The 26,430-nt window shown below is 63.9% G+C and carries 29 protein-coding genes; 16 read left to right on the forward strand and 13 right to left on the reverse strand.

Annotated elements, in window-relative coordinates:
- A partial coding sequence (locus DUPY_RS28670) for a hypothetical protein (protein WP_208600068.1) occupies positions 1-266 on the reverse strand: 266 nt, incomplete at its 3' end.
- Between the two features lie 112 nt (positions 267-378).
- On the opposite strand from DUPY_RS28670, the gene DUPY_RS28675 reads away from it, so the two are divergent.
- Both DUPY_RS28675 and DUPY_RS19535 read left to right on the forward strand, forming a co-directional pair.
- Positions 379-534 carry a hypothetical protein gene (locus tag DUPY_RS28675; protein WP_208600069.1) on the forward strand — a complete coding sequence of 52 codons (156 nt, stop codon included), beginning with the start codon at positions 379-381 and terminating at the stop codon, positions 532-534.
- 73 nt (positions 535-607) lie between these two features.
- Complete coding sequence (locus DUPY_RS19535; protein ID WP_229255433.1) at positions 608-1,141, forward strand: YggT family protein; 534 nt, start codon at positions 608-610, stop codon at positions 1,139-1,141.
- A gap of 71 nt (positions 1,142-1,212) precedes the next feature.
- On the opposite strand, the gene DUPY_RS19540 is transcribed toward DUPY_RS19535, so the two are convergent.
- The 8 genes from DUPY_RS19540 to DUPY_RS19575 form a co-directional block, all read right to left on the reverse strand.
- Complete coding sequence (locus tag DUPY_RS19540) at positions 1,213-2,151, reverse strand: carbohydrate kinase family protein (protein WP_070250282.1); 939 nt, start codon at positions 2,149-2,151, stop codon at positions 1,213-1,215.
- A gap of 9 nt (positions 2,152-2,160) precedes the next feature.
- Entirely contained in the window at positions 2,161-3,546 is a 1,386-nt protein-coding gene (locus tag DUPY_RS19545; protein ID WP_071651673.1) for a DUF3426 domain-containing protein, read from the reverse strand.
- Positions 3,547-3,554: 8 nt separating this feature from the next.
- Positions 3,555-4,487: a 50S ribosomal protein L11 methyltransferase gene (prmA, locus tag DUPY_RS19550; RefSeq protein ID WP_070250286.1), complete on the reverse strand. Its 933-nt coding sequence runs from the start codon at positions 4,485-4,487 to the stop codon at positions 3,555-3,557.
- Positions 4,484-5,869, reverse strand: coding sequence for an acetyl-CoA carboxylase biotin carboxylase subunit (accC, locus tag DUPY_RS19555; RefSeq protein WP_070250288.1), 1,386 nt, complete (start codon positions 5,867-5,869; stop codon positions 4,484-4,486). The genes prmA and accC overlap by 4 nt, the downstream gene beginning before the upstream one ends.
- A 129-nt stretch (positions 5,870-5,998) precedes the next feature.
- On the reverse strand, positions 5,999-6,472 hold the full coding sequence (accB, locus tag DUPY_RS19560; RefSeq protein ID WP_070250289.1) for an acetyl-CoA carboxylase biotin carboxyl carrier protein: 474 nt from the start codon (positions 6,470-6,472) through the stop codon (positions 5,999-6,001).
- Between the two features lie 87 nt (positions 6,473-6,559).
- Entirely contained in the window at positions 6,560-6,997 is a 438-nt protein-coding gene (gene aroQ, locus DUPY_RS19565; protein WP_070250291.1) for a type II 3-dehydroquinate dehydratase, read from the reverse strand.
- A 93-nt stretch (positions 6,998-7,090) separates the two neighbouring features.
- Positions 7,091-7,633: a TlpA family protein disulfide reductase gene (locus DUPY_RS19570; protein ID WP_070250293.1), complete on the reverse strand. Its 543-nt coding sequence runs from the start codon at positions 7,631-7,633 to the stop codon at positions 7,091-7,093.
- Positions 7,626-8,258 carry a hypothetical protein gene (locus DUPY_RS19575; protein ID WP_070250295.1) on the reverse strand — a complete coding sequence of 211 codons (633 nt, stop codon included), beginning with the start codon at positions 8,256-8,258 and terminating at the stop codon, positions 7,626-7,628. Before DUPY_RS19575 ends, DUPY_RS19570 begins: the two co-directional genes overlap by 8 nt.
- Before the next feature lie 100 nt (positions 8,259-8,358).
- Between DUPY_RS19575 and mpl the strand changes: the two genes are divergently transcribed.
- The 8 genes from mpl to corA all read left to right on the forward strand — a co-directional run bounded on the left by mpl (position 8,359) and on the right by corA (position 16,600).
- A complete protein-coding gene (gene mpl, locus DUPY_RS19580) occupies positions 8,359-9,735 on the forward strand; it encodes a UDP-N-acetylmuramate:L-alanyl-gamma-D-glutamyl-meso-diaminopimelate ligase (protein ID WP_071651674.1) in 1,377 nt (458 codons plus the stop codon).
- Positions 9,732-10,319 (forward strand): YqiA/YcfP family alpha/beta fold hydrolase, encoded by a 588-nt coding sequence (locus tag DUPY_RS19585; protein ID WP_070250299.1) that lies wholly within the window; start codon positions 9,732-9,734, stop codon positions 10,317-10,319. The genes mpl and DUPY_RS19585 overlap by 4 nt, the downstream gene beginning before the upstream one ends.
- An 11-nt stretch (positions 10,320-10,330) precedes the next feature.
- The gene (locus DUPY_RS19590) at positions 10,331-10,903 is read left to right on the forward strand and encodes a chorismate--pyruvate lyase family protein (protein WP_070250301.1); all 573 of its coding nucleotides are present in this window, start codon (positions 10,331-10,333) and stop codon (positions 10,901-10,903) included.
- A gap of 9 nt (positions 10,904-10,912) precedes the next feature.
- Positions 10,913-12,964 (forward strand): ribonuclease catalytic domain-containing protein, encoded by a 2,052-nt coding sequence (locus tag DUPY_RS19595; RefSeq protein ID WP_070250303.1) that lies wholly within the window; start codon positions 10,913-10,915, stop codon positions 12,962-12,964.
- 111 nt (positions 12,965-13,075) lie between these two features.
- On the forward strand, positions 13,076-13,963 hold the full coding sequence (locus DUPY_RS19600) for an energy transducer TonB (RefSeq protein ID WP_070250305.1): 888 nt from the start codon (positions 13,076-13,078) through the stop codon (positions 13,961-13,963).
- Between the two features lie 2 nt (positions 13,964-13,965).
- A complete protein-coding gene (gene aroE, locus DUPY_RS19605; protein WP_070250307.1) occupies positions 13,966-14,805 on the forward strand; it encodes a shikimate dehydrogenase in 840 nt (279 codons plus the stop codon).
- The gene (gene mtgA, locus DUPY_RS19610) at positions 14,802-15,545 is read left to right on the forward strand and encodes a monofunctional biosynthetic peptidoglycan transglycosylase (RefSeq protein ID WP_070250308.1); all 744 of its coding nucleotides are present in this window, start codon (positions 14,802-14,804) and stop codon (positions 15,543-15,545) included. The genes aroE and mtgA overlap by 4 nt, the downstream gene beginning before the upstream one ends.
- A gap of 89 nt (positions 15,546-15,634) precedes the next feature.
- Positions 15,635-16,600 carry a magnesium/cobalt transporter CorA gene (gene corA, locus DUPY_RS19615; protein WP_019921324.1) on the forward strand — a complete coding sequence of 322 codons (966 nt, stop codon included), beginning with the start codon at positions 15,635-15,637 and terminating at the stop codon, positions 16,598-16,600.
- Between the two features lie 4 nt (positions 16,601-16,604).
- Here the strand turns inward: corA and DUPY_RS19620 are convergent, their stop codons facing one another.
- Both DUPY_RS19620 and DUPY_RS19625 read right to left on the reverse strand, forming a co-directional pair.
- The gene (locus tag DUPY_RS19620) at positions 16,605-18,242 is read right to left on the reverse strand and encodes a methyl-accepting chemotaxis protein (RefSeq protein WP_070250310.1); all 1,638 of its coding nucleotides are present in this window, start codon (positions 18,240-18,242) and stop codon (positions 16,605-16,607) included.
- Between the two features lie 226 nt (positions 18,243-18,468).
- Entirely contained in the window at positions 18,469-19,209 is a 741-nt protein-coding gene (locus tag DUPY_RS19625; protein ID WP_070250312.1) for a GAF domain-containing protein, read from the reverse strand.
- A gap of 287 nt (positions 19,210-19,496) precedes the next feature.
- On the opposite strand from DUPY_RS19625, the gene DUPY_RS19630 reads away from it, so the two are divergent.
- Both DUPY_RS19630 and DUPY_RS19635 read left to right on the forward strand, forming a co-directional pair.
- The gene (locus DUPY_RS19630; protein WP_070250314.1) at positions 19,497-21,227 is read left to right on the forward strand and encodes an ABC transporter permease; all 1,731 of its coding nucleotides are present in this window, start codon (positions 19,497-19,499) and stop codon (positions 21,225-21,227) included.
- Between the two features lie 9 nt (positions 21,228-21,236).
- Complete coding sequence (locus tag DUPY_RS19635; protein ID WP_070250315.1) at positions 21,237-22,541, forward strand: ABC transporter ATP-binding protein; 1,305 nt, start codon at positions 21,237-21,239, stop codon at positions 22,539-22,541.
- 141 nt (positions 22,542-22,682) lie between these two features.
- On the opposite strand, the gene hemL is transcribed toward DUPY_RS19635, so the two are convergent.
- Entirely contained in the window at positions 22,683-23,993 is a 1,311-nt protein-coding gene (gene hemL / locus DUPY_RS19640; RefSeq protein WP_070250317.1) for a glutamate-1-semialdehyde 2,1-aminomutase, read from the reverse strand.
- 37 nt (positions 23,994-24,030) lie between these two features.
- The gene (thiD, locus tag DUPY_RS19645; RefSeq protein WP_070250319.1) at positions 24,031-24,900 is read right to left on the reverse strand and encodes a bifunctional hydroxymethylpyrimidine kinase/phosphomethylpyrimidine kinase; all 870 of its coding nucleotides are present in this window, start codon (positions 24,898-24,900) and stop codon (positions 24,031-24,033) included.
- A gap of 96 nt (positions 24,901-24,996) precedes the next feature.
- Between thiD and DUPY_RS19650 the strand changes: the two genes are divergently transcribed.
- The 4 genes from DUPY_RS19650 to DUPY_RS19665 form a co-directional block, all read left to right on the forward strand.
- Positions 24,997-25,149: a rubredoxin gene (locus DUPY_RS19650; protein ID WP_020701174.1), complete on the forward strand. Its 153-nt coding sequence runs from the start codon at positions 24,997-24,999 to the stop codon at positions 25,147-25,149.
- A 46-nt stretch (positions 25,150-25,195) separates the two neighbouring features.
- Complete coding sequence (locus tag DUPY_RS19655) at positions 25,196-25,579, forward strand: response regulator (RefSeq protein ID WP_070250321.1); 384 nt, start codon at positions 25,196-25,198, stop codon at positions 25,577-25,579.
- Positions 25,580-25,598: 19 nt separating this feature from the next.
- A complete protein-coding gene (locus DUPY_RS19660; protein WP_070250323.1) occupies positions 25,599-25,973 on the forward strand; it encodes a response regulator in 375 nt (124 codons plus the stop codon).
- 3 nt (positions 25,974-25,976) lie between these two features.
- The coding region (locus DUPY_RS19665) for a chemotaxis protein CheW (protein WP_070250325.1) at positions 25,977-26,430 on the forward strand (454 nt) is incomplete at its 3' end.

A 26,430-nucleotide genomic window follows, 5' to 3' on the forward strand; every position in this document is an offset into this window, starting at 1 on the left:
CCAGCCGCCAAAGCCGCCCCAAAAGCCGCCGCCAAACCAGCAGCCAAAAAAGCTGTCGCCGCTAAACCAGCAGTAAAAGCAGCAGCCAAACCGGCTGCAAAGGCCGCGGCTAAGCCAGCAGCAAAAAAGCCGGTTAAGGCTGCAGCGAAACCAGCTGCCAAGCCTGCCGCAAAAACCGCCGCCGCCAAACCGGCAGCGAAAGTTGAAGCCAAGCCAGCCGCTGCAAAACCTGTCGCCGCCAAACCAGCAGCCAAATCAGCAGCCAAGCCAGCCGCCAAAGCAGCCGCCAAACCGGCAGCAGCACCAGCGCCTGTCGCGGCAGCTCCAGCACCAGCCGTAGCTGCACCAGCAGCGCCGGCAGCCGCACCGGCACCAGCGGTGAAAAAAGCAGCTGCGCCTAAAAAGCCTGCGGCACCGAAGGAAGCTGCCGTCAAGCCAGCTGCCGCTCCGGTGGCCACGCCTGCACCTGCCGCCAAAACCGTGCCGTCGCCTGCCGCCGCATGGCCGTTCCCAACCAGCACCCGTCCTTCCTGACCGAAGGTTCGCTGAGGCAATCGAGCCGCTGTGTGAGACAATCACACAGCGGCTTTTTTATTGGAGGGACTCCGTGCTTGTAACAATACTGAAGTTGATTGTCGACGCCATTGCAGTTCTGCTCGGTTCGGCTTTACTGCTGCGTTTCTGGATGCAGGCAATCCGGGTGCGGCCACCGGCCCAGGTGGCGCAATTTACGTTCCAGTTGTCGGACTGGCTGGTGCGGCCGATGCGGCGCGTGGTGCCGGGCATGGGCGGCTACGATTGGGCCAGCCTGATCGGCGCTTTCCTGGTGGTGCTGCTGGCCTCCTGCGTGTACTTCCTGGCGGGCTGGAGTGTGCAAATGGTGCTGCTGGTGGCGCTCGAGCGCTTCCTGTCCTGGATACTGTACGGTTTCATGGCGCTGCTGGTGATCGAGGTCATCTTCAGCTGGATCAATCCGAATGCGCCGCTGGCGCCGTTCATCCGGGCGCTCAACGAGCCGCTGCTGCGTCCGATCCGCAAGGTGGTGCCGCTGATCGGCAATCTCGATCTGTCGGTGCTGGTGGCGCTGATATTGCTTCAGATCGCGCAGCTGATGCTGGGCCTGGCCTTCAACGGCCGCTGACCCGACTGCACGCAAAAAAGCCCGCGACCGGTTTGCCACCGGCGCGGGCTTTTTAACGTCTGGCTGAAAGCTTAGTAACGGTAACCGAACGCCGCCTCGAACTTGTCGGCGATCTCGGCAGCGGTCAGGCTGTGGTTCTGCGCACCCCTGCTGGCGATCTTGATCGCGCCGAGCAGGCTGGCCAGGCGGCCCGTGGTGTCCCACTTCCAGCCGTTGGTGATGCCGAACAGCAGGCCGGCGCGGTAGGCGTCGCCGCAACCGGTCGGGTCCAGCACTTCGGTGGCGGGTACCGCCGGGATCTCGATGCGCTCGCCCTTGGTATAGATTTCCGAACCCTGTTCGCCACGGGTGATGATCAGCGCGTCCACGCGGCTGGCGATGTCAGCCACGCTCAGGCCGGTGCGCTCGGTCAGCAGTTCGATTTCGTAATCGTTGGTGGTGACGTAGGTGGCCTGGTCGATGAAGGTGGTCAGCTCCTCGCCGTTGAACATCGGCAGTTGCTGGCCCGGATCGAAGATGAACGGAATTTCCAGCTTGACCAGGTCGGCCGCGTGCTTTTGCATGCCCAAGTGGCCGTCCGGCGAGATGATGGCCAGCGCGGCAGGACCGGCCTTGGCGATCTCGTTCTCGTGCGCGTACGACATCGCGCCCGGGTGGAAGGCGTTGATCTGGTTGCCGTCCTGGTCGGCCGTGACGAAGCACTGGGCGTTGTAGGCGTCATCCTTGACCAGGATGTTGTCGGTCGGGATGCCCAGCTTGGCAAAGCGTGCCATGTAAGCCGCGTTGTCCTGGCCCATCACGCCGACGATGCGGGCCTCGCCACCGAGCATCTTGAGGTTGTAGGCGATGTTGCCGGCGCAGCCGCCGAACTCGGTGCGCATGGTCGGCGCCAGGAACGACACATTAACCTTGTGCAGCTGGTCGGCCAGCAGGATGCTGTCGAAGCGGCCCGGGAATTGCAGGATGGTGTCGATCGCGAGCGAGCCGCAAATCAGGGAGGTCTGGGTCATGATGGTTCTTTATGGATAGAAGACTGCGATGTGATAACCCGATACCTTGGGCTGTTTCAGTTCAAAGTAGAGTTTGACAGGTTGTTCGCTGCGTGCGGGGAATCCCTGGGCGATATCGACTTCGCGGTCGAGATAATCGCGTGGCGCGAACACGCGGCGCAACACTGTCTTGTCGTTGGCGTCGTCCAGCACCAGTTCGATGTGCGGCCAGGCCTGGGCGCTGCCGCTGCTGTTCTTGAGGGCGGTGGCAAACGAGAACGTGTTCTCGCTCAGGGCCTGCAGCTCACCCTGTTCGATGGCCAGCTCGTCGATTTGCGACGGGAGCTCGACCTTGCAGCCGAGGGCGTTGCAGGCGGCCACCAGGGTGGGTTTCAGCGATGGCATGGCCGCTGCCAGCGGGTTGCGGAACGTGGTCAGGCCCTGCGCCGCCAGCGCACCCAGCATCAGCACGATGCCCAGGCACAGGGCGATGGTGGTGGTGCGGCCGTAGCGCTCGCGGTGGCGTTCGCGCTTGACGAAGCCGGGCTCGTCGTCGGTTTCCTCGATTTTTTCGGCTTGATCGCGCTGCACCGGCGCAGGCGCGGCCTGCTCGAACGTATGGCGGTCGGCCGCGGGTTGGGCGGCCAGCGACTCGGTGCTGTGGAATTGCGGTTCGTCGTAGTGGCCTGCGGGCGGTGCGGAAACGGTGCGCAGCAGCGTGTGGCTCGGGGGGATGTCGTCGTATGGCCTGGCGGCGCCGGCGGCCAGTTGCAGCAGCGCTTGCTCGTCTTCCTCGTCGAGCTCGTCCGGCGGCGGGGTGAAGTCGAGGGTTGGTTCGCGCCGCTCGTCGCCACGTGGCGTGGCTGGTCCTGGAGTGGGCGGCAAGGCCGGCGCCGGCTGGGCGGCAGCCATGCGGGCGTCCAGCGCGGCCAGTTCGGCTTCGATGGCTGCTTGCAGTTCTTCGTCGGACAGGGTGTCGCCGCTGAGCAGGTCTTGTGCGGTTGGCTCCGGAACGGGCGCGGTGATCTGCTCAACCGCTGGCAGCGGATCTGGCTGGAGCTCCGGCCAGGGCTCGGATTCCACCTCCGGCGCTGGCGCTGTCGGCGCCAATGGCGCGTCATCGAACTCCAGGCTCAACGACGCCACCGAGTCCGGTAAATTGGCCGCTGCGGTCACCGGCAATGGCGGCAGCGCACCGTCATCGAGATCGTCGAAATCGAGGTTGAGATCGTTTGGTTCCGCAGTCTGGGGAAAAACCGGCGGGGAGGGCGGCGCCAGCGGCTCGAGCAGCGCCGCGTTGCCATCGAAGACTTGACTGCAGGAGCCACAGCGCACTATGCCCCCACGTAATTTCAACTGGTCATGAGCGACCCGAAATATCGTGTTGCAGTGGGGGCATTTGGTGGCAAGCGCCATGGGCTAGCTTAGCGCGCGGCGGGAACCACGTCACTGCCGAGGCGACCGTGCAGGGCAACCCAGCCATCCTGTTCGGCCCATACGCCGAGCTTGATGAACGGTGCGTAGGCAGCAGCGACTTCCTCGGCCTGGCGCGCCAGCACGCCCGACAGGATCAGAGCGCCACCGGGCGCCACGCGGCCCGACAGCATCGGCGCCATCAATTTCAACGGGCTCGACAGGATATTCGCCACCACGATGTCGAATTTTTGCCCGGCATGCTGCGATTGCGCAAAGGTGTCGGGCAGGAAGTACGTGATCTCGCAGTGGTTGCGCTGGGCGTTGTCGGCCGCCGATTCGATCGCTTGCGGATCGATGTCCACGCCCACCACTTCGCCAGCGCCGACCTTCTTGGCCACCATGGCCAGGATGCCGGAGCCGCAGCCGTAGTCGAGCACGGTCTTGCCGGGCGCCGGATGCGCTTCCAGCCATTCCATGCACAGGCGCGTGGTCGGGTGGCTGCCGGTGCCGAACGCCAGGCCCGGGTCGAGTTCCAGGATCAGCGCGTCAGGGTCCGGCGCTTCGTGCCAGCTCGGCACCACCCAGATGTTCTTGCCGATGTGAATCGGCGCGAACTGCGATTGCGTCAGGCGTACCCAGTCCTGGTTTTCCACCTTGCGGGTGGTGAACTTGGGCAGCGTGGCCAGGCCTGCCTGGCCGGCGGCAGCTGCCACGATCACGGCCTGGTCGTCTGCTTCGTCGGTCAGGGCCACCACGCGGCTGTGGTCCCAGGCCGCTTCGGTCGGTTCCATGCCCGGTTCGCCAAACAGCGGACGCTCGGCGTCGGTGCCTTCATCGGCGTCCTCGACGGACACCGACAGCGCGCCCACGTCCATCAGTGCTTCGGACAGGGCTTCGGCGTGCTCGCGCGCGATTTCAATGACGATTTCGGTCCAGCTCATTGTGGCGCTTTCGGGTTCAGGCTCAGCTTGTTCAATTCAGGCATGTCGGCCAGCTTGTGCTCGAGGTAGTGAATATTGGTGCCGCCTTCGATGAAACGGGCGTCGATCATCAGCTCGCGGTGCAGCGGGATGTTGGTCGAAATGCCTTCGACAACCATTTCCGACAGCGCGATCTGCATGCGGCGGATCGCCTGCTCGCGGGTGGCGCCGTACGAGATGACCTTGCCGATCATCGAATCGTAGTGTGGCGGCACATAGTAGCCGGCGTAGGCGTGCGAATCGACGCGGATGCCAGGACCACCGGGTACGTGCCACGACGTGATGCGGCCCGGCGACGGCGTGAACTTGAAGGCGTCTTCGGCGTTGATACGGCACTCGATGGCGTGGCCCGACAGCATGACGTCGCGCTGGCGGAAGCGCAGCTTCTCGCCGCAGGCGATGCGGATCTGTTCCTGCACGATGTCGATGCCGGTGATCATTTCGGTGACCGGGTGTTCGACCTGGACGCGGGTGTTCATCTCGATGAAGTAGAACTCGCCGTTTTCATACAGGAACTCGAACGTGCCGGCGCCACGGTAGCCGATCTTGCGGCAGGCTTCGGCGCAGCGGTCGCCGATCTTTTCGATCAGCTTGCGCGGGATGCCCGGCGCCGGCGCTTCTTCGATCACTTTCTGGTGGCGGCGCTGCATCGAGCAGTCGCGTTCGCCCAGCCAGACGGCATTCTTGTGTTCGTCGGCGAGGATCTGGATTTCCACGTGGCGCGGATTTTCCAGGTACTTCTCCATGTACACTTCCGGGTTGCCGAAGGCGGTACCGGCTTCGGTCTTGGTCATGGCCACGGCATTGATCAGCGCCGCTTCGGTATGCACCACGCGCATGCCGCGTCCGCCACCGCCGCCGGCGGCCTTGATGATGACCGGGTAACCGACCTTGCGGGCGATCTGGACGATGGCTTTCGGGTCGTCCGGCAATGCGCCTTCCGAGCCGGGCACGCACGGCACGCCAGCCTTGATCATGGTCTGCTTGGCCGAAACCTTGTCGCCCATGATGCGGATCGATTCCGAACGCGGGCCGATGAACACGAAGCCCGATTTTTCCACGCGCTCGGCGAAGTCGGCGTTTTCCGACAGGAAGCCGTAGCCGGGGTGGATCGCTTCGGCGTCGGTCACTTCGGCCGCGCTGATGATGGCCGGCATGTTCAGGTAGCTCAGCGACGATGATGCCGGGCCGATACAGACCGACTCGTCGGCCAGTTTGACGTACTTGGCGTCTTTGTCCGCTTCCGAGTGGACCACGACCGTCTTGATGCCCAGTTCACGGCAAGCGCGCTGGATACGGAGGGCAATTTCGCCACGGTTGGCAATGAGGATTTTTTCAAACATGGTAGGTTCGCGTATTTCTGTGATCACCGGCCGAGGCCGGTAACATCAAGTAGGGAGGGGATGCGGAAGACGGCGCGCCCGGCACCGACTGTGCGGCGGGGGCGGGCGCAAGGGCGTACCCTGGCCGTCTTAGCCTATCACAAACAGCGGTTGGCCGAATTCGACCGGCTGGCCGTTCTCGACCAGGATCTGGGTGATCGTGCCGGACTTGTCGGCATCGATTTCGTTGAGCAGCTTCATCGCTTCGATGATGCAGACGGTCTCGCCTTCCTTGACGGTGGCGCCCACTTCAACGAAGGCCGGCGAACCTGGCGCCGACGAACGGTAGAAGGTGCCGACCATCGGCGACTTGACGATGTGGCCGGTTGGCTCGGCGGCTACGGCAGGCGCGGCTGCTGGTGCTGCTCCGGCCGGGGCGGCGGCTGGCGCCGGCGCTGCGTGGTATTGAGGAATGCCTTGCGGCTGCATCATCACCATCTGGTTTTGCGGCATGGCCGACGATTTGACGATGCGGACTTTGCTCTCGCCTTCGGTCACTTCGAGCTCTGCGATGTCGGATTCTGCGACCAGATCGATCAAGGTCTTCAGTTTGCGTAGATCCATGTAACCCCCAGGAATATCTTGTTTTTAAGTGATGACGGCGACGCCTTTTGGGCGGAACCGCGTTAAATTGCGCGCAGATCGCGTAGATTATCGTTTTTTAAGGACGAAGTCGATGGCAAACCGATATCCTTCGATACCGAGTCCGCAGATCGTGCCAACCGCGATCGCGCTCAGGAATGAATGGTGGCGAAACGACTCGCGCTGGTAAATATTCGAAATATGTACTTCTACAAACGGGATGGCGACGCCGGCCAGGGCGTCACGCAGCGCCACGCTGGTATGCGTGAGACCGCCCGGGTTGATGACGATGGCGTCCACGCCCTCGGCACGGGCGGCGTGTATCCGGTCGATCAACGCTCCTTCGTGATTGCTTTGAAAACAAGACAAGGCGGCGCCTGCGGCCTGCGCTTGCTCCCTGGCTGCGTGTTCGACATCGGCCAGGGTGGCGGCGCCATAAATCTCCGGCTCCCGGGTGCCCAGTAAATTCAGGTTGGGGCCGTTCAGGAGGAGGAGGTTTTTTGCCATGTTCGAGACTGTTTTCCGCGAAAGTTTCGCATTTTGCCGCCAACTGCTGGCATTGGCAAGAGAAAAAAATGCGTGTGGACGGGATCAACTGGATTAAAGAGAAGCCAAGTCCTTGTTCAGTTCGTCAAAGTTCAGTTTGCCCAGGTAAGTCTTCCTGACCTGGCCATCGGCGCCGATCAGCACGGTGAACGGCAGGCCGCCATTGACGTTGCCAAACTGGCGCGACAGGTCGGTGCCGCTCATGCCGGCCACCAGCACCGGGTAGGTAATTTTATACTTGGCGCTAAATTCGGCGATATTGGTGGGCGAATCGATGCCGATTCCGATAACTTGCAGCTTCTTTCCCGCTTCTCCCGACGACAGCGCGGACAGCTCCGGCATTTCCTGCACGCACGGTGCGCACCAGGTCGCCCAGAAATTGACCAGCATGGCCTTGCCCTGGTACTGCGCCAGCGGCGTCGCCTTGCCGGCAGCGTTGGGCATGGTTTGCGCCAGCAGCGTCTGCACCGGGCCGGTCACGCCGGCAGACGCGGTGGCGGTAATGGGCGCCGCCTCTTTCTTCATGCCGGTGTAAGCACCGGCGGCGGCAAACAGGACGGCCACGCCGGCATAGACGGCAAGATGTTTTTTATTCATGGGGTTCGGATGGATGAGTAGTGTTAACTAGTAGTGCGCGCACGGCAGCGATATCGGCACGCTGCATCTTGTCGCCGCGCGGCTTGACCGCGCCACGCAAGTCGTCGAGTTCGTACAGCTCGGCATGCACGCCCTCGCCATGCCACAGGAAGCTGACGGTCTCGACCGGATCGTAGCGCGGCCCCTTGAAGTGGGGCGTTTCGGAGATCTCGATCTGCACGTTGCGGTTGAGCAGAAAAATTTCGACTTCCTTGGCGCTGTCGGCAAACAGTTGCAAATGGATGTCGTCGTGCGGGCCGGCGGTGCCGCCCAGCACGGCGCCGGTCAAGAACGGCTTGAACTGCGCCAGGTTGTCCATGATCTCGACTGCCAGCGTGCGCAGGCGGAACAGCCTGGCCGGTTGCGTGTCGGCGTGGAACAGCGACTGGTACACGCGCACTTCGGCTTCGATCTGGGCGTTGTCGGGCAGAATGTTGGCGGCGGGCTGCTGGTCGCCCAGGATTTGTCTGGCGGCCTTGCGCTTGGCGGTGCCGTAGTCGGCGCCGTCCTCGGCGATCAGGCGCGCGGCGGCAGCGGCAATTTCCGCGCGCAGCAGCTGGACTTCATCGATCACGGTAGGCGTCATGGACGAGATAATACTCTGATCCGGGAAATAGGCGTCGGCTCAGGTAAAATCGTGTATTCCATCGCGCGTCTCTGCGTGCGTCCTTACAGTCTTACTCACCATGCACATACATATACTCGGCATTTGCGGCACCTTCATGGGCGGCCTGGCGGTCCTGGCAAAAGAAGCGGGCCACCGCGTGACCGGCTGCGACGCCAATGTCTATCCCCCGATGAGCACGCAACTGGAAGCCCAGGGCATCGAGTTGATCCAGGGTTTCGGCCCCGAGCAGACCGCGCTCAAGCCAGATTTGTATGTGGTGGGCAACGTGGTCTCGCGCGGCAATCCGCTGATGGAAGAAATCCTCAACCGTGGCCTGCCCTACGTGTCCGGTCCGCAGTGGATGGGCGAACACATATTAAGAGACCGCTGGGTGCTGGCCGTGGCCGGCACGCACGGCAAGACCACCACCAGCGCCATGCTGACCTGGATCCTCGAAGACGCCGGCTATGCGCCGGGCTTCCTGATTGGCGGCGTGCCGCGCAACTTTGGCGTGTCCGCGCGCATCCAGGGCGATAAAGAATCGATCTTCTTCGTGATCGAGGCCGACGAGTACGACACGGCGTTTTTCGACAAGCGCAGCAAGTTCGTCCACTACCACGCCAAGACCGCCATCCTCAACAACCTCGAGTACGATCACGCCGACATCTTCCCCGACCTGGGCGCCATCGAGACCCAGTTTCACCACCTGGTGCGCACCGTTCCCGGCATCGGCCGCGTGATCCATAACGCCGACGAAGACTCGCTGGCGCGCGTGCTCAAGCGCGGCTGCTGGAGCGAACATGAAAACTTCGGCCGCGCCGAAGGCGCCGACTGGACGCTGGTCGAACACGACGACGGCAGCTTCGACGTGGTCTTCAAGGGTGAAACAGCCGGCCACGTCGCCTGGCAACTGACCGGCAAACACAACCGCGCCAACGCACTGGCCGCCATCGCTGCCGCCCGCCATGTCGGCGTGCCGGTGGCGCAGGCCGCGCAATCGCTGGCCACGTTCGAAAACGTCAAGCGCCGCATGGAAGTGCGCGGCGTGGTGCGCGACATCACTGTCTACGACGACTTTGCCCACCATCCGACGGCGATCGCCACCACGGTCGGCGGCCTGCGCCAGAAGCTGGGCAACAGTGATCACACAAACAACCGCATCCTGGCCGTGCTGGAGCCGCGCTCGAACACCATGAAGCTCGGCGCCATGAAGGACGCGCTGCCGGGCAGCCTGGTCGATGCCGACCTGGTCTTCGGTTTCGGCAGCCACGAGTCGCTGGGCTGGAGCCTGGGCGATGCTTTGGCGCCGCTGGGCGACAAGGCCAGCGCCTTTGAAGACCTGGGCGCCCTGGTCGCGGCCGTGGCGCAGGCCGCGCAACCGGGCGACCACATCATCGTGATGAGCAACGGCGGCTTTGGCGGCGTTCATGCCAAGCTGTTGAAAGCGCTCGCATGATCTTGTACCTGCATGGTTTTCGTTCCTCGCCGCAGTCGATGAAGGCGCGCGTGATTGCCTCCCGCATGGCCGAACTCGGCTTGTCGGACCAACTGGCCAATCCGCAATTGCCGGCGTCGCCGAAGCTGGCGATGGAGCTCGCGCTGTCGCTGGTGGCAGGCGTGCCGGCCGGCGAGTTGGCCATCATCGGCTCGTCGCTCGGTGGTTATTACGCCACCTGGCTGGCCGAGCGCCTCGGTTGCCGCGCGGTGCTGCTCAACCCGGCCGTGGTGCCGCTGAAAGATCTTGATCAGCACGTGGGCGTGACCACGCAGTACCACTCCGACGAGCCGTTCGAATTCAAGCGCGAATACATCGACGAATTGCGGGCGCTGGCGGTGGACCGCATCACCGGTCCCGAGCGCTATTTCCTGATCGCCGCCACCGGCGACGAAGTGCTGGACTATCGCGACATGGTCAAGCATTATGCGGGCGCACGCCAGCACGTGATCGACGGCAGCGACCACGGCATTACCGAGTTTGCCGAGGTTGTTCAATACCGCGACGCGGTGCTGGCGTTCTGCGGCATCGAGGCGGCAACTTGACGAGTGATCGCGTGCGCGGCGCGTCGTTGCGCCAGGCCGTGTGGCATCCGCAAGTGCTCTCGCTCAACGCGCCGCCCGTGCTGCGCGACTGGCTCACCACCGCCGGCTCACTGACTTCCAGGTTGAAAGCCTACAGCCGCGCCTTTCGCGTGCAATGCTTGCACCAGCACACGGCGCGCTGCCTGGCCGACGAAGCGGCAGCCATCGGTCTGCCCCGGCCCGGCCGGGTGTGGGAGAGGGAAGTGCTGCTGCGGTGTGATAATACGGCGGCGGTGTTTGCGCACACGGTGGTGCCGATGACGGCCACGGCCAGCGACTGGCCGCTGTTCGGTGCGCTGGGCGAGCGGTCACTGGGCACCACGCTGTTCGGCGATCCGCTGGTGCGGCGCAGTGTGCTTGAATTTGCAAAATTGCGCGAAGGTCATCCCTTGGCGCAGCGTGCGCGGGCAGCGCTTGGTGAAGAAGCGGCCCAGCCGAACATATTATATGCACGGCGCTGTTTATATCGGCGCCGGCGCGGTACCCTGCTGGTTACGGAAGTGTTCTTGCCTTCTGTGATGGAACTGAAACAAATCAATATATAAAGAAGAGCAATGAATCTATTTTTCGAAGAATCCGGCGATTTCAAGGTCGGCGCCATCATGTCGCAAGCAGGCGAGGCCTACCAGGTTGAAATGGCCAGCGGCAAGCGCACCAAGGTCAAGATCAAGGACGTGCTGCTGCAATACGAAAAGCCGTCGCCCACCGAGCTGATGGATCAAGCCAAGGCCGTGTCCGCCGACATCGATCTCGACTTCCTGTGGGAAGTGGCCGGTGAAGAAGAATTCGGCTTTGCCGAGCTGGGCGCCGAGTATTTCGGCCACGCGCCGCTGCCGGCCGAAGCTGCCGGCCTGATCCTGAGTTTGCATTCGGCGCCGATCTATTTCTACAAGAAGGGCCGCGGTCGCTACAAGGCCGCCCCGGAGCAGTCGCTGCGCGCCGCCCAGGCCGGTATCGAGAAAAAGAAACAGCAGGCCGTGATCCAGGCCCAGTACGTGGAAGAACTGAAAGCCGGCAAGCTGCCCGAAGCGATGCAGCCGATCGTGCTGCAACTGCTGTTCAAGCCGGAAAAGAACGGCATCGAATACAAGGCGCTGGAAGCGGCCTGCAACGAGCTGCACACCAACCCGCAGCGCCTGATGCTCGACGTCGGTGGCCTGGCCTCGCCCAAGGACTTCCACATGGCCAGGTTCCTGTTCGAGAACTTCCCGCGCGGCGCCGGTTTCCCGGACGTGACAGTTCCCGTGCCGCCGACCAATTTGCCGGTGGCCGACGTACAGGCGTTTTCGATCGATGACGTTACCACCACCGAGATCGACGATGCGTTCTCGGTCACCCGCCTGGACGATGGCAACATTCGCATCGGCATCCACATCGCCGCACCGGGCCTGGCCATCAAGCCGGACGACGCCGTGGACAAGATGGCGCGCGCGCGCATGTCCACCGTGTATATGCCCGGCGACAAGATCACCATGCTGCCCGACAGCGTGGTCGAAGCATTCACCCTGGCCGAAGGCAAGACCTGCCCGGCGCTGTCGCTGTACGCCACCCTGAACCCGGCCGACTGGTCGGTGCTGGCCACCGAGACCCGCGCCGAGCTGGTACCGATCGCCAACAACCTGCGCCACAACGACCTCGACGACCTGGTCAACGAAGAAACCCTGGCCAGCGGCGCCGGCGACTATCCGCACAAGGAAGCGCTGGGCCTGATCTGGCAGTGGGCGCAAGTGCTGGAAGCGGCGCGCATGGTCAAGCGCGAAGCGTTCGGCCTGAAGCCGGAACAGAACAACCGCGTCGATTTCAATTTCTACGTGGAAGACGACGTGGTCACCGTCAGCCGCCGCAAGCGCGGCGCGCCGCTCGACAAGATCGTCGCCGAGCTCATGATCTTCGCCAACAGCACCTGGGGCAAGCTGATGCACGACTGCGGCGTACCCGGCATTTATCGCAGCCAGGGCCAGGGCGTGGGCGGCTGGGCCGCCAAGATGCAGGTACGCATGCTCACGCACGCGGCGCCGCACCAGGGCCTGGGCGTGGACCAGTACGCGTGGAGCACGTCGCCGCTGCGCCGGTATACCGACCTGGTCAACCAGTGGCAGATTTTGGCCTGCGCCGAAAAGGGCGTGACCGCGCCGCTGGTGGCCAAGTTCAAGCACAAGGATTCGGCGCTGTTCGCCATCGTCTCGCAGTTCGACGCCGCGTACGCCGCCTACGGCGACCACCAGTCGAACATGGAACGCTACTGGTGCCTGCGCTGGCTGGGCCAGGAAAATGCGCGCCAGGTGCAAGCCGTGGTGCTCAAGGACGAAGTGCTGCGCCTGGTCGATCTGCCGCTGATCATCCGCCTGCCGGGCATGCCGTCGGTGGCGCGCGGCGCCGAGGTCAAGATCGACATCCTGCGCTGGGATGAAGTGGAGCTGACGATCGAAGCGCGCCTGCTGGAAGTACCGGCAGCCACCGCCCCGACCGGCGCCGAAGAAGACTTCGACGACGACGAAGTCGAGGTGCCGGAGGAGGCGGTCGATGCGCCGGAGGTGGCGGTGGAAGCCGAGGCCGAGGCCGAGGCCGAAGCACAAGCCGAAGCCGACCAGCCAGCAGCGCCATGAACACTGCAAACCGTTAATCCGTCATCCCCGCGTGCGCGGGGATGACGGTGCTGACGCCAGCGAATTGTTTTAACGTAAAATTGCCCTAACTCCCCAACCCCACGGCACCGCGTGAAGTCATTCCAACAAAATCGCTTCCTCTACACCGCCATCGGCGTTTCGCTACTGGCGCATGGCGCGTTGCTGGCGGTGCGCTTTGTCGCGCCTCCGCCCAGCCCGGTCAAGCCCACCGACCCCGGCCTGGAAGTGATCCTGGTCAACGCCAAGCACAAGAACGCCCCGCTCAAGGCCGAGGCGCTGGCCCAGGCCAACCTCGACGGCGGCGGCACGGTCGATAAAGGCCGGTCGAAGTCGCCGCTGCCCGACATGCGCAAGATGGAAACCGGCGACAGCATCGTCGCCACCCAGCGCCGCATCGCCGCGCTGGAAGAGCAGCAGCGCAACCTGCTCAACCAGGTCAAGCGCAAGAACCCGTTTGCCGTGCCCAAGGTGACCGAAGACGCCAAGCCCGATCCGCTGGCCAGCGGCGCCGATTTGCTCGAGTCGAGCAAGGCGATTGCCCGCCGCGCCGCCGAGATCAGCGAAACCATCGAAGACCAGAACAAGCGCCCGCGCAAGACGTTTTTGAGTCCCAGCACCCGGGGCGTCGGTTACGCCATGTATTACAAGACCCTGCAAAAACGCATCGAGGACGTCGGTACGCTGAACTTCCCGCAAAAAAACGGCCGCAAGCTGTACGGCCAGCTGGTGCTCTCGATACCCGTATTCCAGGATGGCACCATCTATACCAAGGAAGGCGGCATCGAAGTCACCACCAGCTCGAAGAACCCGGCGCTGGACCAGGCGGCGATCGATATCGTGCGGCGCGCCGCGCCGTTCGGCAAGTTCCCGGCCAATATGCGTTCGAGCGACCGCGATGACCTGTGGGTCATCGTCACCACCTTCCGCTTCACCCGCGACGATAAACTGGAAGCCGACATGCTCGGCGGAGCAAAATAATAATGACAGCCACCCCGGCGCCAGCGGACCGCTACTGCGTGTTCGGCAACCCGATTGCCCATAGCAAATCGCCCGACATCCACGCCGCCTACGCGGCCCAGACCGGCCACGCCGTGCAGTACGAGAAACGGCTGGCGCCGGTGGACGGCTTTGCCGCTGCCGTGCAGGCCTTCATCGCCGAAGGCGGGCGCGGCGCCAACGTCACCGTGCCGTTCAAGCTCGAGGCGGTCAAAGTGGCCAATGCCCTGACCATCCGCGCCCAGGCCGCTGGCGCCGTCAACACCTTGCACTTCACCGACGACGGCATCATTGGCGACAACACCGACGGCGCCGGCCTGGTGGCCGATATTGTCAATAACGCCGGCGTGCAGATCAGTGGCCGCCGCGTGCTGTTGCTGGGCGCCGGCGGCGCCGCACGCGGCGTGGTGCTGCCGATCCTCGAGCACCGTCCCGCGCAGCTGGTGATCGCCAACCGCACCGTGGCCACCGCGCAGGCGCTGGCCGACCAGTTTGCCGCGCTGGGCGGCGAAGGCGTGGTGTCGGCCTGTGGCTACGCCGATATCAATGGCGCGTTCGACCTGGTGATCAACGCCACGGCCGCCAGCCTTGGCGCCGAACTGCCGCCGGTGCCGGGCACCGCGTTCGCACCGGGCGCGCTGGCGCTGGACATGATGTATGGCAAGGAGCCGACCGTGTTCCTTGAGTTTGCTTCCAGCCACGGTGCGGTCGTGCGCGACGGCCTGGGCATGTTGGTGGAGCAGGCGGCCGAGGCGTTTGCGGTGTGGCGCGGCGTCCATCCCGACACCGCGCCGGTATTGCAGTCGCTGCGCGGGCAGCTATGAAGGCGGCCAAAAAATCGCCCAAGCCTGCCGCGAAAACCGGCAAGTCCGGCGGCCGCTTCGGCTGGGTCAAGTGGGTCTTCATCTTGCCGGTGCTGCTGGTGCTGGTGGTGCAGCTGTATTTCTTCCTGCAGATCTGGTGGTGGGTTGACCACAATCCCGGCATGACCAGCTTCATGCGCGAGCAGCAGTCGGTCCTGCAAGACAAGAATCCCAAGGCCGAAATCCGCCAGACCTGGGTGCCGTACAACCGCATCTCGAACAATCTCAAGCGCGCCATCATCGCCTCGGAAGACGCCAATTTTTCCGAGCACGAGGGCGTGGACTGGGAAGCCCTGCAAAAGGCCTACGAAAAGAACACCAGGAAGCGCAAGGTGGTGGCCGGTGGTTCCACCATTACCCAGCAGCTGGCCAAGAATCTGTTCCTGTCCGGCTCGCGCAGCTATGTGCGCAAGGGCCAGGAACTGGTGATCACGTATATGCTGGAAATGCTGATGGACAAGCAGCGCATCTTCGAGATTTACCTGAACGTGGTGGAGTTCGGCACCGGCACGTTCGGCGCGGAAGCGGCGTCGCGCCATTATTACCGCACCAGTGCGGCCAGCCTGAGCGCCGGCCAGGCGGCCCGGCTGGCGGTAATGCTGCCCAATCCGCGCTACTACGACAAGCACCGCGATACCAGCTATCTGAACCGCAGAACTTCCACAATTCTGGCACGCATGAACGCAGTCGAGGTACCGTAAGATAAAATGCGGCCGAACCAACAGGGCAGGCTGGCTTAGCCAGTGCCTTTCCGAGTACACTTGCGCTGTTTCCAGAAGGCTCCCCACCGATGATTAATGTTTTCGTTCTCCAGAATGGCCGGCTCAACCAGGTACCGATCGACACGCGCGAAGACCTCGTCAACGCCGAGCCGGTGTGGGTGGACCTGACCGACCCGACGGACGACGAGCGGCTGTGGGTCAAGACCATTTATGGCGTGACCCTGCCAGGCGAAGACGAAGTCAAGGATATCGAAGCGTCGGCCCGTTACTACGAGGCGGAAAACGGCGACCTGCACCTGCGCACCGACTTTTTGCTGGAAGAAGACGACGGCCCGTCGCGCGTGATCACGGTGGCGTTCATCCTGGCGCGCAAGATGCTGTTCTCGGTCCATACCGACGATTTGCCAGTGTTCCGCCTGGTGCGCATGCGCGCCCGTTCGCGGCCCGGCTCGATCGGCGACTACATGGACGTGCTGCTGGACTTGTACGCGACCGACGCCGAGTATTCGGCCGATGCGCTCGAAGGCATTTACCTGAGCCTGGAAGAAGTCAGCGGCCGCGTGCTGCAAAAGCACTTCACCGATGACGACGCGGCGGCCGCGCTGAACTCGATCGCGCGCGAGGAAGACTTGAACGGCCGCATCCGCCGCAACATGATGGACACGCGCCGCGCAGTCAGTTTCCTGATGCGCGGCCGCCTGCTCAACGCCGACCAGTTCGAGGAAGCGCGCCAGATTTTGCGCGACATCGAATCGCTGGACGGCCACACCTCGTTCCTGTTCGATAAGATCAACTTCCTGATGGACGCCACCGTCGGCTTCATCAACATCAACCAGAACAAGATCATCAAGATCTTCTCGGTGGCCAGCGTGGCCTTCCTGCCACCGACGCTGATCGCCTCGATCTATGGCATGAACTTCAAGTGGCTGCCGGAACTGGAATGGCAGGCCGGCTACCCGTTCGCGCTGGCCCTGATGGTGACCAGCGCGATCGCGCCGTTCTGGTACTTCCGCCGGCGCGGCTGGCTGAAATAGAACCTTAGCCGCGCGCCAGGCGCAGGTTGCTGGCGCGCTTCGGTTGCGCAGCGCGTTGCGGCGCCTGCACTGTCTGCCGCGCCATGCCGTTGTCATGTTCCAGCTTGAACACACCGACCACTTCGGACAGCGCCGAGGCCTGCTGATCGAGCGCGTGGGCAGCGGCCGAGGCTTCTTCCACCAGCGCCGAGTTTTGCTGGGTCATGCCGTCCATCTCGCCGATGGCGCCGTTTACCTGTTCGATACCGATGCTCTGCTCGGCGCTAGCCACGCTGATCTCGCTCATGATTTCGGTCACGCGCTTGACGCTGGTCACGACCTCTTCCATCGTCGTGCCGGCTTTCGACACCAGCTCGGTGCCGCTGCCCACCTTGCTCACCGAATCGTCGATCAGCGCCTTGATTTCCTTGGCGGCCGAGGCCGAACGCTGGGCCAGGTTGCGCACTTCGGTGGCCACCACGGCAAAGCCGCGGCCCTGTTCACCGGCCCGGGCCGCTTCCACCGCCGCGTTCAGCGCCAGGATGTTGGTCTGGAAGGCGATGCCGTCGATGACGGAAATGATGTCGACGATTTTGCGCGATGACTCGTTGATCGACGCCATGGTGTCGGTGACCTGCTGCATCACCACGCCGCCCTGTTCCGAGACCGACGAGGCGGTCTGCGCCAGGGTATTGGCTTGCTGGGCATTGCTGGCGTTCTGGCGCACGGTGGAGGTCAGTTCTTCCATGGCAGTCGCCACTTTTTCCAGCGACGAGGCCTGGTGCGCGGTGCGGTTCGACATGTCTTCGTTGCCGGCAGCGATTTCGCTCGAGGCGGTGTCGATCGCGTGGGTGCCTTCACGCACCTTGCCCACGATGGCGGCCAGGCTGTCGCGCATGCTCTTGATTTCATACAGCAGGCTGCTTTGGTCGCCGTTTTTGACGTTGATCGCCACGGCCAGGTCGCCATTGGCAATCTGGCTGGCAACCTTGGTGGCGTAGGCCGGCTCGCCGCCCAGCTGACGCAACAGCACGTGTTTGATCATCCAGGAGATCGCAATGCTGAGGATGAAGGCGGTGATGGCCAGCGCGATCGTCCAGGTGCGGGCGCTTTCGGCGCGCTGTTCCGACAATTCGCTGGCCGCTGCCGCTTCCTGCTGGGCGGTGGTGACCAGCACCGCCATGTCGGCCACGATCTGGCGCCGCAGCGGGCTGCACTCGTTGACCAGGAACTTGCCGTACGCTTCCATCTCGTCGGCATCGCGGAATTTGCGTGGCTTGTTCAGTTCCTGCGCCATCGACAGCAGGCCGGTGCGTACCTTGTCGAACTGGGCGTTGCCGGCATAGGCCGGGGTCATTTTTTCCAGCGCCTTCAGGTAGATCGCTTTTTGCTCATCGACGATCGTCAGTTCCTTGGCCGCTTGCGCCTTGTCGTTGAAGATGAAGGCGTTGCGCGCAGCCAGGCCGGTTTGCGCCAGCGCTTCGCGTGCTTCCACCAGCGGCTCGAGGTGCTCGGTATTGATTTTATCCTGCTGCTTGAAAGCGGCGTTGATCGCCGTGACACCGAAGATGGAAACCGCCGCCAGCAGCAGCAGCAGCGCCGTCACCATGCCAAAGCCCAGCGACAGCTGGGTACCGATCTTGAGTTTTTTGAATGCGTTCATAATCTTCTTCCTGGAAACGTTGAACGTTTCCTCAGGCGCCATGCGGCTAGGGGAAACGTGACCGCAGGGCGGCGACAGTGGTTGTATTATTTTTTTGTGGCAGTCGCGAGAATTGGGCGGCGCCGGGAACGACAGGATTGCTGCGGTTGCTGCTTGCTTGATAACTGCGGCTTAACAACTGCGACGTGCCGGCGGGGAGGGGGGCGGCATGCCGTCAAATTCGGTATTACGGTCGCGTTCGCCGCTGGATTTCTTCCGAGGCGATGGCGGCCAGTTCGCGCAGCGAGCGGATTTCGCGATCGCGCAGGCGGCGCGGTTCGCGGTCCAGCACGCATAAAGTGCCAAGTGGAACCTTGTTCGCGTCGAACAGCGGGAAGGCCGCGTAAAAACGGATATGCGGCTCGCCGATCACCAGTGGATTATCCTGGAAGCGTGGGTCGCGCGTGGCGTCTTCCACCACGAACAGGCCGTCCTGCAAAATTGCGTGGCTGCAAAATGCCCAGTCGCGCGGCGTTTCCACGACTTCCACCCCGATGCGCGACTTGAACCACTGGCGCTTCGACGTCAACAAGCTGATCAGCGCCATCGGCGACTCGGTCACCTGGCTGGCCAGCCAGGTCAGGCGGTCGAAGACGGACTCGGCTGGCGTGTCGACTATGCGCGCGGCGTCGAGCGCCAGCAGGCGCTGGGCCTCGTCGTGCGGTACCGGGTAGGCTGCCGTTGGCAGCGGCAGGAATTCCGCGCTGCTGGCCACTGCCGGCGCCACTGCGGCCGCCACCGGTGCCACCAGGCCGCGCTCTTCCATCAGGCGTTTGACGGCAGACAGGCGCACGCGGCGGTGGCCACCGGGCGTCTTCCACGAAGGAATTGCACCGTTCTCGATCCACAGCTGCGCCGTGCTGACGGCCACGCCCAGCAACTCTGCAGTCGCGCGGGTGGTCAGGACGGAATCTTTACTGTTGGGCATCTGGGACTCGCAAACGTGGACTGCCGGCAAGGCAGCGAATGAGGCCAGTGTACTGTAATTTCCAGGTGGAAACAATCGAAATTGACGAAAATGACGTTTTTATGTTTGTACAGCAATGAAATTTCTAGAGATAACTTTTTTATGCGTGAATTTTGATATTAGTCATCATTTCCGTCATTTATTTCAAGTAGCCCGAACAACCTTCCTGGACTTTCACAACTGTAATATTGTTGCATGCCGGATTCACTTAGAATGGCGGCCAATCTCAGTGTCCGGGAGCCACGACCATGTACAAGAAACGGCAATTTTTCCCCCGGCAGGTGGTGGAAGCCGGCGGCAACCGCTGGGACTGGGCGCTGCTGCCCATCGTGCTGGCCGTGTTCGTGCTGCTGGCCTATGGCGGCCAGCAAATGGCGCGCCCGTACCAGTTGGGCCAGGCGCTGCCGCTCTCGCTCGACCCCGCCAACCTGCCTTACTACCTGCTGCGCACCACCTTGCGCATGTTTATCGCGCTCGGTGCGTCGGTGGTGTTCGCCTGCGTGTTTGCCGCGCTCACTACCAAGTACCGGCTGGCCGAAAAAGTGCTGGTGCCGCTGCTCGACATCCTGCAGTCGATTCCCATCCTCGGCTTTTTGTCGATCACCGTCACTGCTTTTATCGCACTGTTTCCCGGCAACCTGCTGGGCGTGGAGTGCGCGGCCATCTTTGCCATCTTCACGTCGCAGGCGTGGAATATGGCGTTTTCCGCCTACCAGGGCTTTCGCAACGTGCCGGCCGAATTGTCGGAGGCGGCACAGGTGTTCCAGCTGTCGGGCTGGCAGCGCTTCTGGCGCCTGGAACTGCCGTTCGCCATGCCGGGCCTGTTGTGGAACATGATGATGTCGATGTCGGGCGGCTGGTTCTTCGTGGTGGCGTCGGAGGCGATCTCGGTCTCGAACCAGAACATCAAGCTGCCCGGCATCGGCTCGTACATCGCCCTGGCCATCGAGCAGAGCAACCTGGGCGCCATCGGCTGGGCCATCTTCGCCATGCTGATCGCCGTGCTGATGTACGACCAGCTGTTCTTCCGGCCGCTGCTGGCCTGGGCCGACAAGTTCCGCTTCGAGGAAACCGGCGGCGACACCGCGCAAAACTCCTGGCTGCTGACCTGGCTGCGCCGCACCGACCGCACCCAGGAATTCGTGGCGTGGTGCGGCCGGCTGCTGTCGCGCTCCATCGCGTTGTTCCGCCTGGGCCACGACGGCACCTCGATCCGCGCCCGCCGCGACCATCCGTCGCTGGTGCCGCAGCGCGTGTGGGACGCGGTGATCGTCGCCGTGGTGTTTTACGCCTTGTGGAGCCTGGGCCACTTCATCAGCACCGAGGTGGGCTGGGGCGAAGTGGGGCACGTGCTGCTGCTGGGCTGTTACACCATGCTGCGCGTGATTGGCCTGCTGGTGCTGGCCGCGCTGATCTGGGTGCCGGTGGGCGTGTGGATCGGCATGAACCCGCGCTGGGCCTCGCGCACCCAGGCGGTGGCGCAGTTCCTCGCCGCCTTCCCGGCCAACCTGGTGTTCCCGGTGGCGGTGATCGTGATCATGCGCTACCAGCTCAATCCCGATATCTGGCTCTCGCCCCTGATGATCCTCGGTACCCAGTGGTACTTGCTGTTCAACGTGATTGCGGGCGCATCGACCATCCCGACCGAGTTGCGCCACGCCGCGCAGAACTTCGGCCTGACGGGCTGGCTCAAGTGGCGGCGCTACCTGCTGCCGGCGATTTTCCCCAGCTTTGTCACCGGCGCCATTACCGCGTCGGGTGGCTCGTGGAATGCCAGCATCGTGGCCGAATACGTCAGCTGGGGTGCCACCACCGTCAAGGCCCATGGCCTGGGCAGCTACATCGCCGAGATGACCGCCACCGGCGATTTTCCGCGCATCGCTTTGGGCATCGGCGTGATGTGCATCTTCGTGATGGGCTTTAACCACTTCGTCTGGCGCCGCCTGTACCTCATGGCCGAGAGCCGGCTGCATTTCTAGGAGCACAGCATGAACCATACTCCCATCGTCGAACTCAAAGGCGTCGCCAAGCATTTCCGCGCAGCCGACGGCTCTGCCCGCGCGGTGCTCGAAGGCGTCGATTTCACCCTGCACGAAGGCGAGATCGTCGCGCTGCTGGGGCAGTCCGGCTCCGGCAAATCGACCATGCTGCGCCTGATGGCGGGGCTGATCCAGGCCGACGCCGGCCAGGTGCTGTATCGCGGCATGCCCTTGTACGGCACCGCGCGCGGCATCCGCATGGTGTTCCAGTCGTTTGCGCTGTTCCCTTGGCTCACGGTGCAAAAAAACGTGGAGCTCGGCCTGGAAGCGCAGGGCATGCCGGCCGCCGAACGGGCGCGCCGCGCATCGGCCGTGATCGATTTGATCGGCCTGTCCGGCTTCGAGGGCGCGCTGCCGCGCGAGCTGTCGGGCGGCATGCGCCAGCGCGTGGGCATTGCCAGGGCGCTGGTGATGGAGCCGGAAGTGCTGCTGATGGACGAAGCGTTTTCCGCGCTCGACGTGCTTACCGGCGAACGGCTGCGCGAGGAAATCCTCGACCTGTGGCAGTCGGGCCGGATTCCCACCAAGGCCATCCTGGTGGTGTCGCACAATATCGAGGAAGCGGTGATGATGGCCGACCGCGTGCTGATCTTCGCCAGCGACCCTGGCCGGGTGCGCGCCGAACTGCCGATCGCCTTGCCGCAGCCGCGCAAGGCCGAAGGCGCCGAAGTGCGCCACCTGATCGACAAGGTCTACGAGCTGATGACGGCCGGCGCCGGCCGCCGCGGCCCGATCAGCGAAAAGGAAGTGAAACTGCAACTGGGCGACCGCCTGCCGCAGGCCGACATCGCCCACATGGAAGGCATCCTGGAATTGCTGGCCGAAGAACCGTTCGCCGGCCGCGCCGACCTGCCGCAACTGGCCGAGGAAACCGACCTGACCGACGCCGAGCTGCTGGAAGTGACCAACGCCTTGCTGCTGCTGGGTTTTGCCCACCTGCTCGATGGCGACATCCTGTTGACGGAACTGGGCGCGCGTTACGTGGCGACCGCAGACAGCGGCGCGCGGCAGGCGGTGTTCGGCAAGCAGCTGTTGGAGCACGTGCCGCTGATCGCGTACATCTGCCATGGATTGACGCAGGATCGGTCCGGGGACTTGCCGGAGGACTTGTTCCTCAAGCTGCTGCGGTTTACCTTGAGCGCAGAGGAGGCCGAACGCGCGCTGCGCGTGGCGATCGAGTGGGGGCGCTACGGGGATTTGTTCGAGTACGATTTCAATACGGGGGTGATCCAGTCGGCAGAGCGGGCTGTCTGAATATACCCGCAACGTCTGTTCCGTCATTCCGCATCGGCGGACCGCCGCGAAAGCGGGAATCCATGGAACGCTTGAATAGAGCAAGAGTGACTACGGAGCCCAGGTTCTATGGATTCCCGCCTGCGCGGGAATGACGGATTTTCAGCGATCGGTTAAATCTTGAGTCGCAAGCTTTTTGAACACCCGGCTTGCTGCCGCAATGGTCTCGTCGATCACCGCATCGCTATGCTGCGCCGACACGAACCCCGCCTCGAACGCAGCCGGCGCAAAATACACGCCTTCGTCCAGCATCGCGTGGAAGAACGCGTTGAAGCGTTCGCGGTCGCCCGCCATCATCTGCGCGTAGTTGTTCGGCGGCGTCTCGCTGAAGTACAGGCCGAACATGCCGCCCACCGAGTCGGCGCAGAACACCACGCCGGCTTCCTTGGCCGCTGCGGTCAGGCCCTTGGCCAGGCGCTCGGCCGTGGCGCCGAGGCATTCGTAAAAGCCCGGTTCCTGGATCAGTTTTAACGTGGTCATGCCTGCCGCCACCGCCACCGGGTTGCCCGACAGGGTGCCGGCCTGGTACACCGCACCCAGGGGCGCCATGTGGGACATCAGCTGCGCGCTGCCGCCAAACGCCGCCACCGGCAGACCGCCGCCAATTACCTTGCCCAATGCGGTCAGGTCGGGCGTGATGCCGTACAGTTCCTGGGCGCCGCCCAGGGCCACGCGGAAGCCGCACATCACTTCGTCGAAAATCAGGAGCGCGCCGTGCTCGGTGCACAGGTCGCGCGTGGCCTGCAGGAAGTCCTGGTTCGCCTTGATCAGGTTCATATTGCCGGCCACCGGCTCGATGATCACGCAGGCGATTTCGTCGCCGAAGTTGGCGAACGCCTCTTCCAGTTGCGCCACGTTGTTATAGTCGAGCACCAGCGTGTGCTTGACGAAGTCCTCGGGCACGCCGGCCGAGGTGGGATTGCCGAAGGTAAGCAGGCCGCTGCCGGCTTTGACCAGCAGCGAGTCGGCGTGGCCGTGGTAGCAGCCTTCGAACTTGATGATCTTGTCGCGGCCGGTAGCGCCGCGCGCCAGGCGCAGCGCGCTCATGGTCGCCTCGGTGCCCGACGAGACCAGGCGCACCTGCTCGATCGACGGCACCAGGCGGCAGATTTCCTCGGCCATTTCCACTTCGCCCAGGGTCGGCGCGCCGAACGACAGGCCGCGCGTGGCCGCGTCCTGCACCGCCTTGACCACTTGCGGGTGGGCGTGGCCGACGATGGCCGGGCCCCACGAGCCGATGTAGTCGATATAGCGCTTGTCGTCGGCGTCCCAGAAGTACGGGCCTTCGGCGCGGGTGATGAAGCGCGGCGTGCCGCCCACCGAGCGGAAGGCGCGCACCGGCGAGTTGACGCCGCCGGGCGTGGTTTTCTGGGCGCGGGCGAACAGCGTGTCGTTGTTGGAGATCGTGGTCATGGCGGTATCTTGTAGTGTATGGATAAAACAGCCGGCGTTACTGCATGTCGGCGGCGGTCGTCAGCAAGTGGAAGAAGCGGTTGGGCACGAACTTGCCCATGCCGTAGCGCTGCGCGTGGGCCAGGGCGCCTACAGTGTACTCCTGCGCCGCTTTTACCGCTTCCGGAGCGTCCACCCCGCGCGCCATGAAGGCGGTGATCGCGGCCGACAGCGTGCCGCCCGCGCCGATGAAGGGGCCGGGCAGGTGCTGCCAGGCGTCGTGGCTGACCATGCCGTCCGAGTGGTACAGGGTGTTGGCCAGGGTATTGGGCACCACGCGGTTGCCTACCTTGGCCTGCATGGCGCCGGCCTGGGTGCCGGTCACCAGCACGTATTCGCAGCCCAGCGCAATCAGGTATTCGACGTCGGACTGCAGCATGTTGTCGAGTCCATCGCCGCCGTCGCGCCAGGTTTCGGCCAGCCGGCCCAGTTCCACCACCGACAGCATCAACAGCGTCGCCTGCGGCACCAGCAGCTGGCGCACGGCGGTGAGCAGTTCTTCGGCCTCGTCGTCGGCCATGTCGGGCAGGCGCGAGCTGAACGGATCGAGGATCAGCGGCGCATCGGGGTAGTCGGACAGGATCTCGGCGATCGCCGCCACCTGCTCGACATTGGTCAGCGCACCGACCTTGAAGGCGGCCATGGTCATGTCTTCGAGGACCACGCGGGCCTGGTCGGCCACCCAGTCCGGGTCGATTTCCTGGGTATCCTCGATGCGGGCGGTGTCGCCGATCAGCAACGCGGTGGTGGCGGCCAGGCCGGTGCACGAGAGGGCGGCAAACGCGGCCAGGTCGGCCTGGACACCGGTGGCGCCGGCGGGATCGGCAGCGCCGAAGCTTAATATGAGAGGAGAAGTTTGGATTTGCACGGCTGGTAGATTAAGATACCTGATTCGGCATTTTACTTGATTGAAGGGTGGCAGAACGTGAGTAGCAATGAAACAACGCAGGACTTCCAGACCTGGATGTGCCTGATCTGCGGCTGGATCTACGACGAACAGGCCGGCCTGCCCGACGAAGGCATCGCCCCCGGCACCCGCTGGGCCGACGTACCGATGAACTGGAGCTGCCCGGAATGCGGCGCCCGCAAGGACGATTTCGAGATGGTCGCCATCTGAAGCGGCGCCGGCGCGCGCCTGCTGCCGCATATGCTATGGTGTCGTCATGACTGAAGCCCTGACGATCATGGTAATCGACGACAGCAGCACGATCCGCCGCTCGGCCGAGATTTTCCTGTCCGATGCCGGCTACCAGGTGCTGCTGGCCGACGACGGCTTCGATGCGCTGGCCAAGCTGGCCGACCACCGGCCGGCGCTGGTGTTTTGCGACATCGTCATGCCGCGCCTGGACGGCTACCGCACTTGCGCGCTGATCAGGCAGAACACCCAATTCCACGCCACGCCGGTCGTCATGCTGTCCTCGAAGGATGGCCTGTTCGACCGCGCGCGCGGCGCCATGGCCGGTTCCGCCGCGTGCCTGGCAAAACCATTCACCCGGGACGGCATGCTCGCGGCGGTCCGCGCGCACACCACCAGTTCACCAGACTAGGAGACCCGCAGGGGGAACCATGGCCATACAACGCATACTGATCGTCGACGACTCGCCTACCGAGCGTTACTACCTGACCGACATCCTGGTCCAGCACGGCTACATCGTGGACACCGCCGACAGCGGCGAGGAAGCGCTGCTCAAGCTGCGCGCCGAAAAGCCTGACCTGATCCTGATGGACGTGGTGATGCCGGGTGCGAACGGCTTCCAGGTCACGCGCGCGATCGCGCGCGACCCGGTGCTCAAGGAAGTGCCGGTGATTATCTGCTCGAGCAAGGACCAGGAGACCGACCGTATCTGGGGCATGCGCCAGGGCGCGCGCGACTACCTGGTCAAACCGGTCAAGCCGGGCGACCTGCTCGACAAGATCGCCGCCCTCGCCGCCCTCGGTTAAACGATGGACGCCGACACGCCCGCACCGCCTGACCCGGCCGGCGCTCCGCCATCCGGCGAGCGCCGCAGCAGCCTGCGCCAGTACCAGGTGCAGCTGCTCGAACGCATGCAGGCGGCCAAGAGCGGCGCCGCCGCCGGCGTGCGCGAACTCGGCGTGGAAATTCGGGGGCGGCACTACCTGCTCGACCTCACCCAGATCGGCGAGATCGTCACAGCGCAACCGGTTTCGCCGGTGCCGCTGGCGCGCCCGTGGTACCTGGGTCTGGCCAATATACGTGGCGACCTGACCGGCGTGATCGACCTGGCGCGCTACCTGGACCAGCCCGCCGCTGCGGTGCCTGGTGCGCCGGCCGAGCGCCGCCTGATCACCTTTTCGCCTAAACTGGGGTTCAACTGCGCGCTGCTGGCCGATCGCGTGCTGGGCTTGCGCACCTCGTCCGAGATGCAGGCGGTGGTCA

The sequence above is a fragment of the Duganella phyllosphaerae genome, from assembly GCF_001758785.1.
GTDB classification, from domain to species: domain Bacteria; phylum Pseudomonadota; class Gammaproteobacteria; order Burkholderiales; family Burkholderiaceae_D; genus Rugamonas; species Rugamonas phyllosphaerae.

What these genes read in the sequence shown, in the direction of transcription:
- DUPY_RS19540 (WP_070250282.1), bottom strand. Translation starts at nt 2,151, where the DNA reads ATGACCCAGACCTCCCTGATTTGCGGCTCGCTCGCGATCGACACCATC.
- DUPY_RS19545 (WP_071651673.1), bottom strand. Translation starts at nt 3,546, where the DNA reads ATGGCGCTTGCCACCAAATGCCCCCACTGCAACACGATATTTCGGGTC.
- prmA (WP_070250286.1), bottom strand. Translation starts at nt 4,487, where the DNA reads ATGAGCTGGACCGAAATCGTCATTGAAATCGCGCGCGAGCACGCCGAA.
- accC (WP_070250288.1), bottom strand. Translation starts at nt 5,869, where the DNA reads ATGTTTGAAAAAATCCTCATTGCCAACCGTGGCGAAATTGCCCTCCGT.
- accB (WP_070250289.1), bottom strand. Translation starts at nt 6,472, where the DNA reads ATGGATCTACGCAAACTGAAGACCTTGATCGATCTGGTCGCAGAATCC.
- aroQ (WP_070250291.1), bottom strand. Translation starts at nt 6,997, where the DNA reads ATGGCAAAAAACCTCCTCCTCCTGAACGGCCCCAACCTGAATTTACTG.
- DUPY_RS19570 (WP_070250293.1), bottom strand. Translation starts at nt 7,633, where the DNA reads ATGAATAAAAAACATCTTGCCGTCTATGCCGGCGTGGCCGTCCTGTTT.
- DUPY_RS19575 (WP_070250295.1), bottom strand. Translation starts at nt 8,258, where the DNA reads ATGACGCCTACCGTGATCGATGAAGTCCAGCTGCTGCGCGCGGAAATT.
- mpl (WP_071651674.1), top strand. Translation starts at nt 8,359, where the DNA reads ATGCACATACATATACTCGGCATTTGCGGCACCTTCATGGGCGGCCTG.
- DUPY_RS19585 (WP_070250299.1), top strand. Translation starts at nt 9,732, where the DNA reads ATGATCTTGTACCTGCATGGTTTTCGTTCCTCGCCGCAGTCGATGAAG.
- DUPY_RS19595 (WP_070250303.1), top strand. Translation starts at nt 10,913, where the DNA reads ATGAATCTATTTTTCGAAGAATCCGGCGATTTCAAGGTCGGCGCCATC.
- aroE (WP_070250307.1), top strand. Translation starts at nt 13,966, where the DNA reads ATGACAGCCACCCCGGCGCCAGCGGACCGCTACTGCGTGTTCGGCAAC.
- mtgA (WP_070250308.1), top strand. Translation starts at nt 14,802, where the DNA reads ATGAAGGCGGCCAAAAAATCGCCCAAGCCTGCCGCGAAAACCGGCAAG.
- corA (WP_019921324.1), top strand. Translation starts at nt 15,635, where the DNA reads ATGATTAATGTTTTCGTTCTCCAGAATGGCCGGCTCAACCAGGTACCG.
- DUPY_RS19620 (WP_070250310.1), bottom strand. Translation starts at nt 18,242, where the DNA reads ATGAACGCATTCAAAAAACTCAAGATCGGTACCCAGCTGTCGCTGGGC.
- DUPY_RS19625 (WP_070250312.1), bottom strand. Translation starts at nt 19,209, where the DNA reads ATGCCCAACAGTAAAGATTCCGTCCTGACCACCCGCGCGACTGCAGAG.
- DUPY_RS19630 (WP_070250314.1), top strand. Translation starts at nt 19,497, where the DNA reads ATGTACAAGAAACGGCAATTTTTCCCCCGGCAGGTGGTGGAAGCCGGC.
- DUPY_RS19635 (WP_070250315.1), top strand. Translation starts at nt 21,237, where the DNA reads ATGAACCATACTCCCATCGTCGAACTCAAAGGCGTCGCCAAGCATTTC.
- hemL (WP_070250317.1), bottom strand. Translation starts at nt 23,993, where the DNA reads ATGACCACGATCTCCAACAACGACACGCTGTTCGCCCGCGCCCAGAAA.
- DUPY_RS19650 (WP_020701174.1), top strand. Translation starts at nt 24,997, where the DNA reads ATGTGCCTGATCTGCGGCTGGATCTACGACGAACAGGCCGGCCTGCCC.
- DUPY_RS19655 (WP_070250321.1), top strand. Translation starts at nt 25,196, where the DNA reads ATGACTGAAGCCCTGACGATCATGGTAATCGACGACAGCAGCACGATC.
- DUPY_RS19660 (WP_070250323.1), top strand. Translation starts at nt 25,599, where the DNA reads ATGGCCATACAACGCATACTGATCGTCGACGACTCGCCTACCGAGCGT.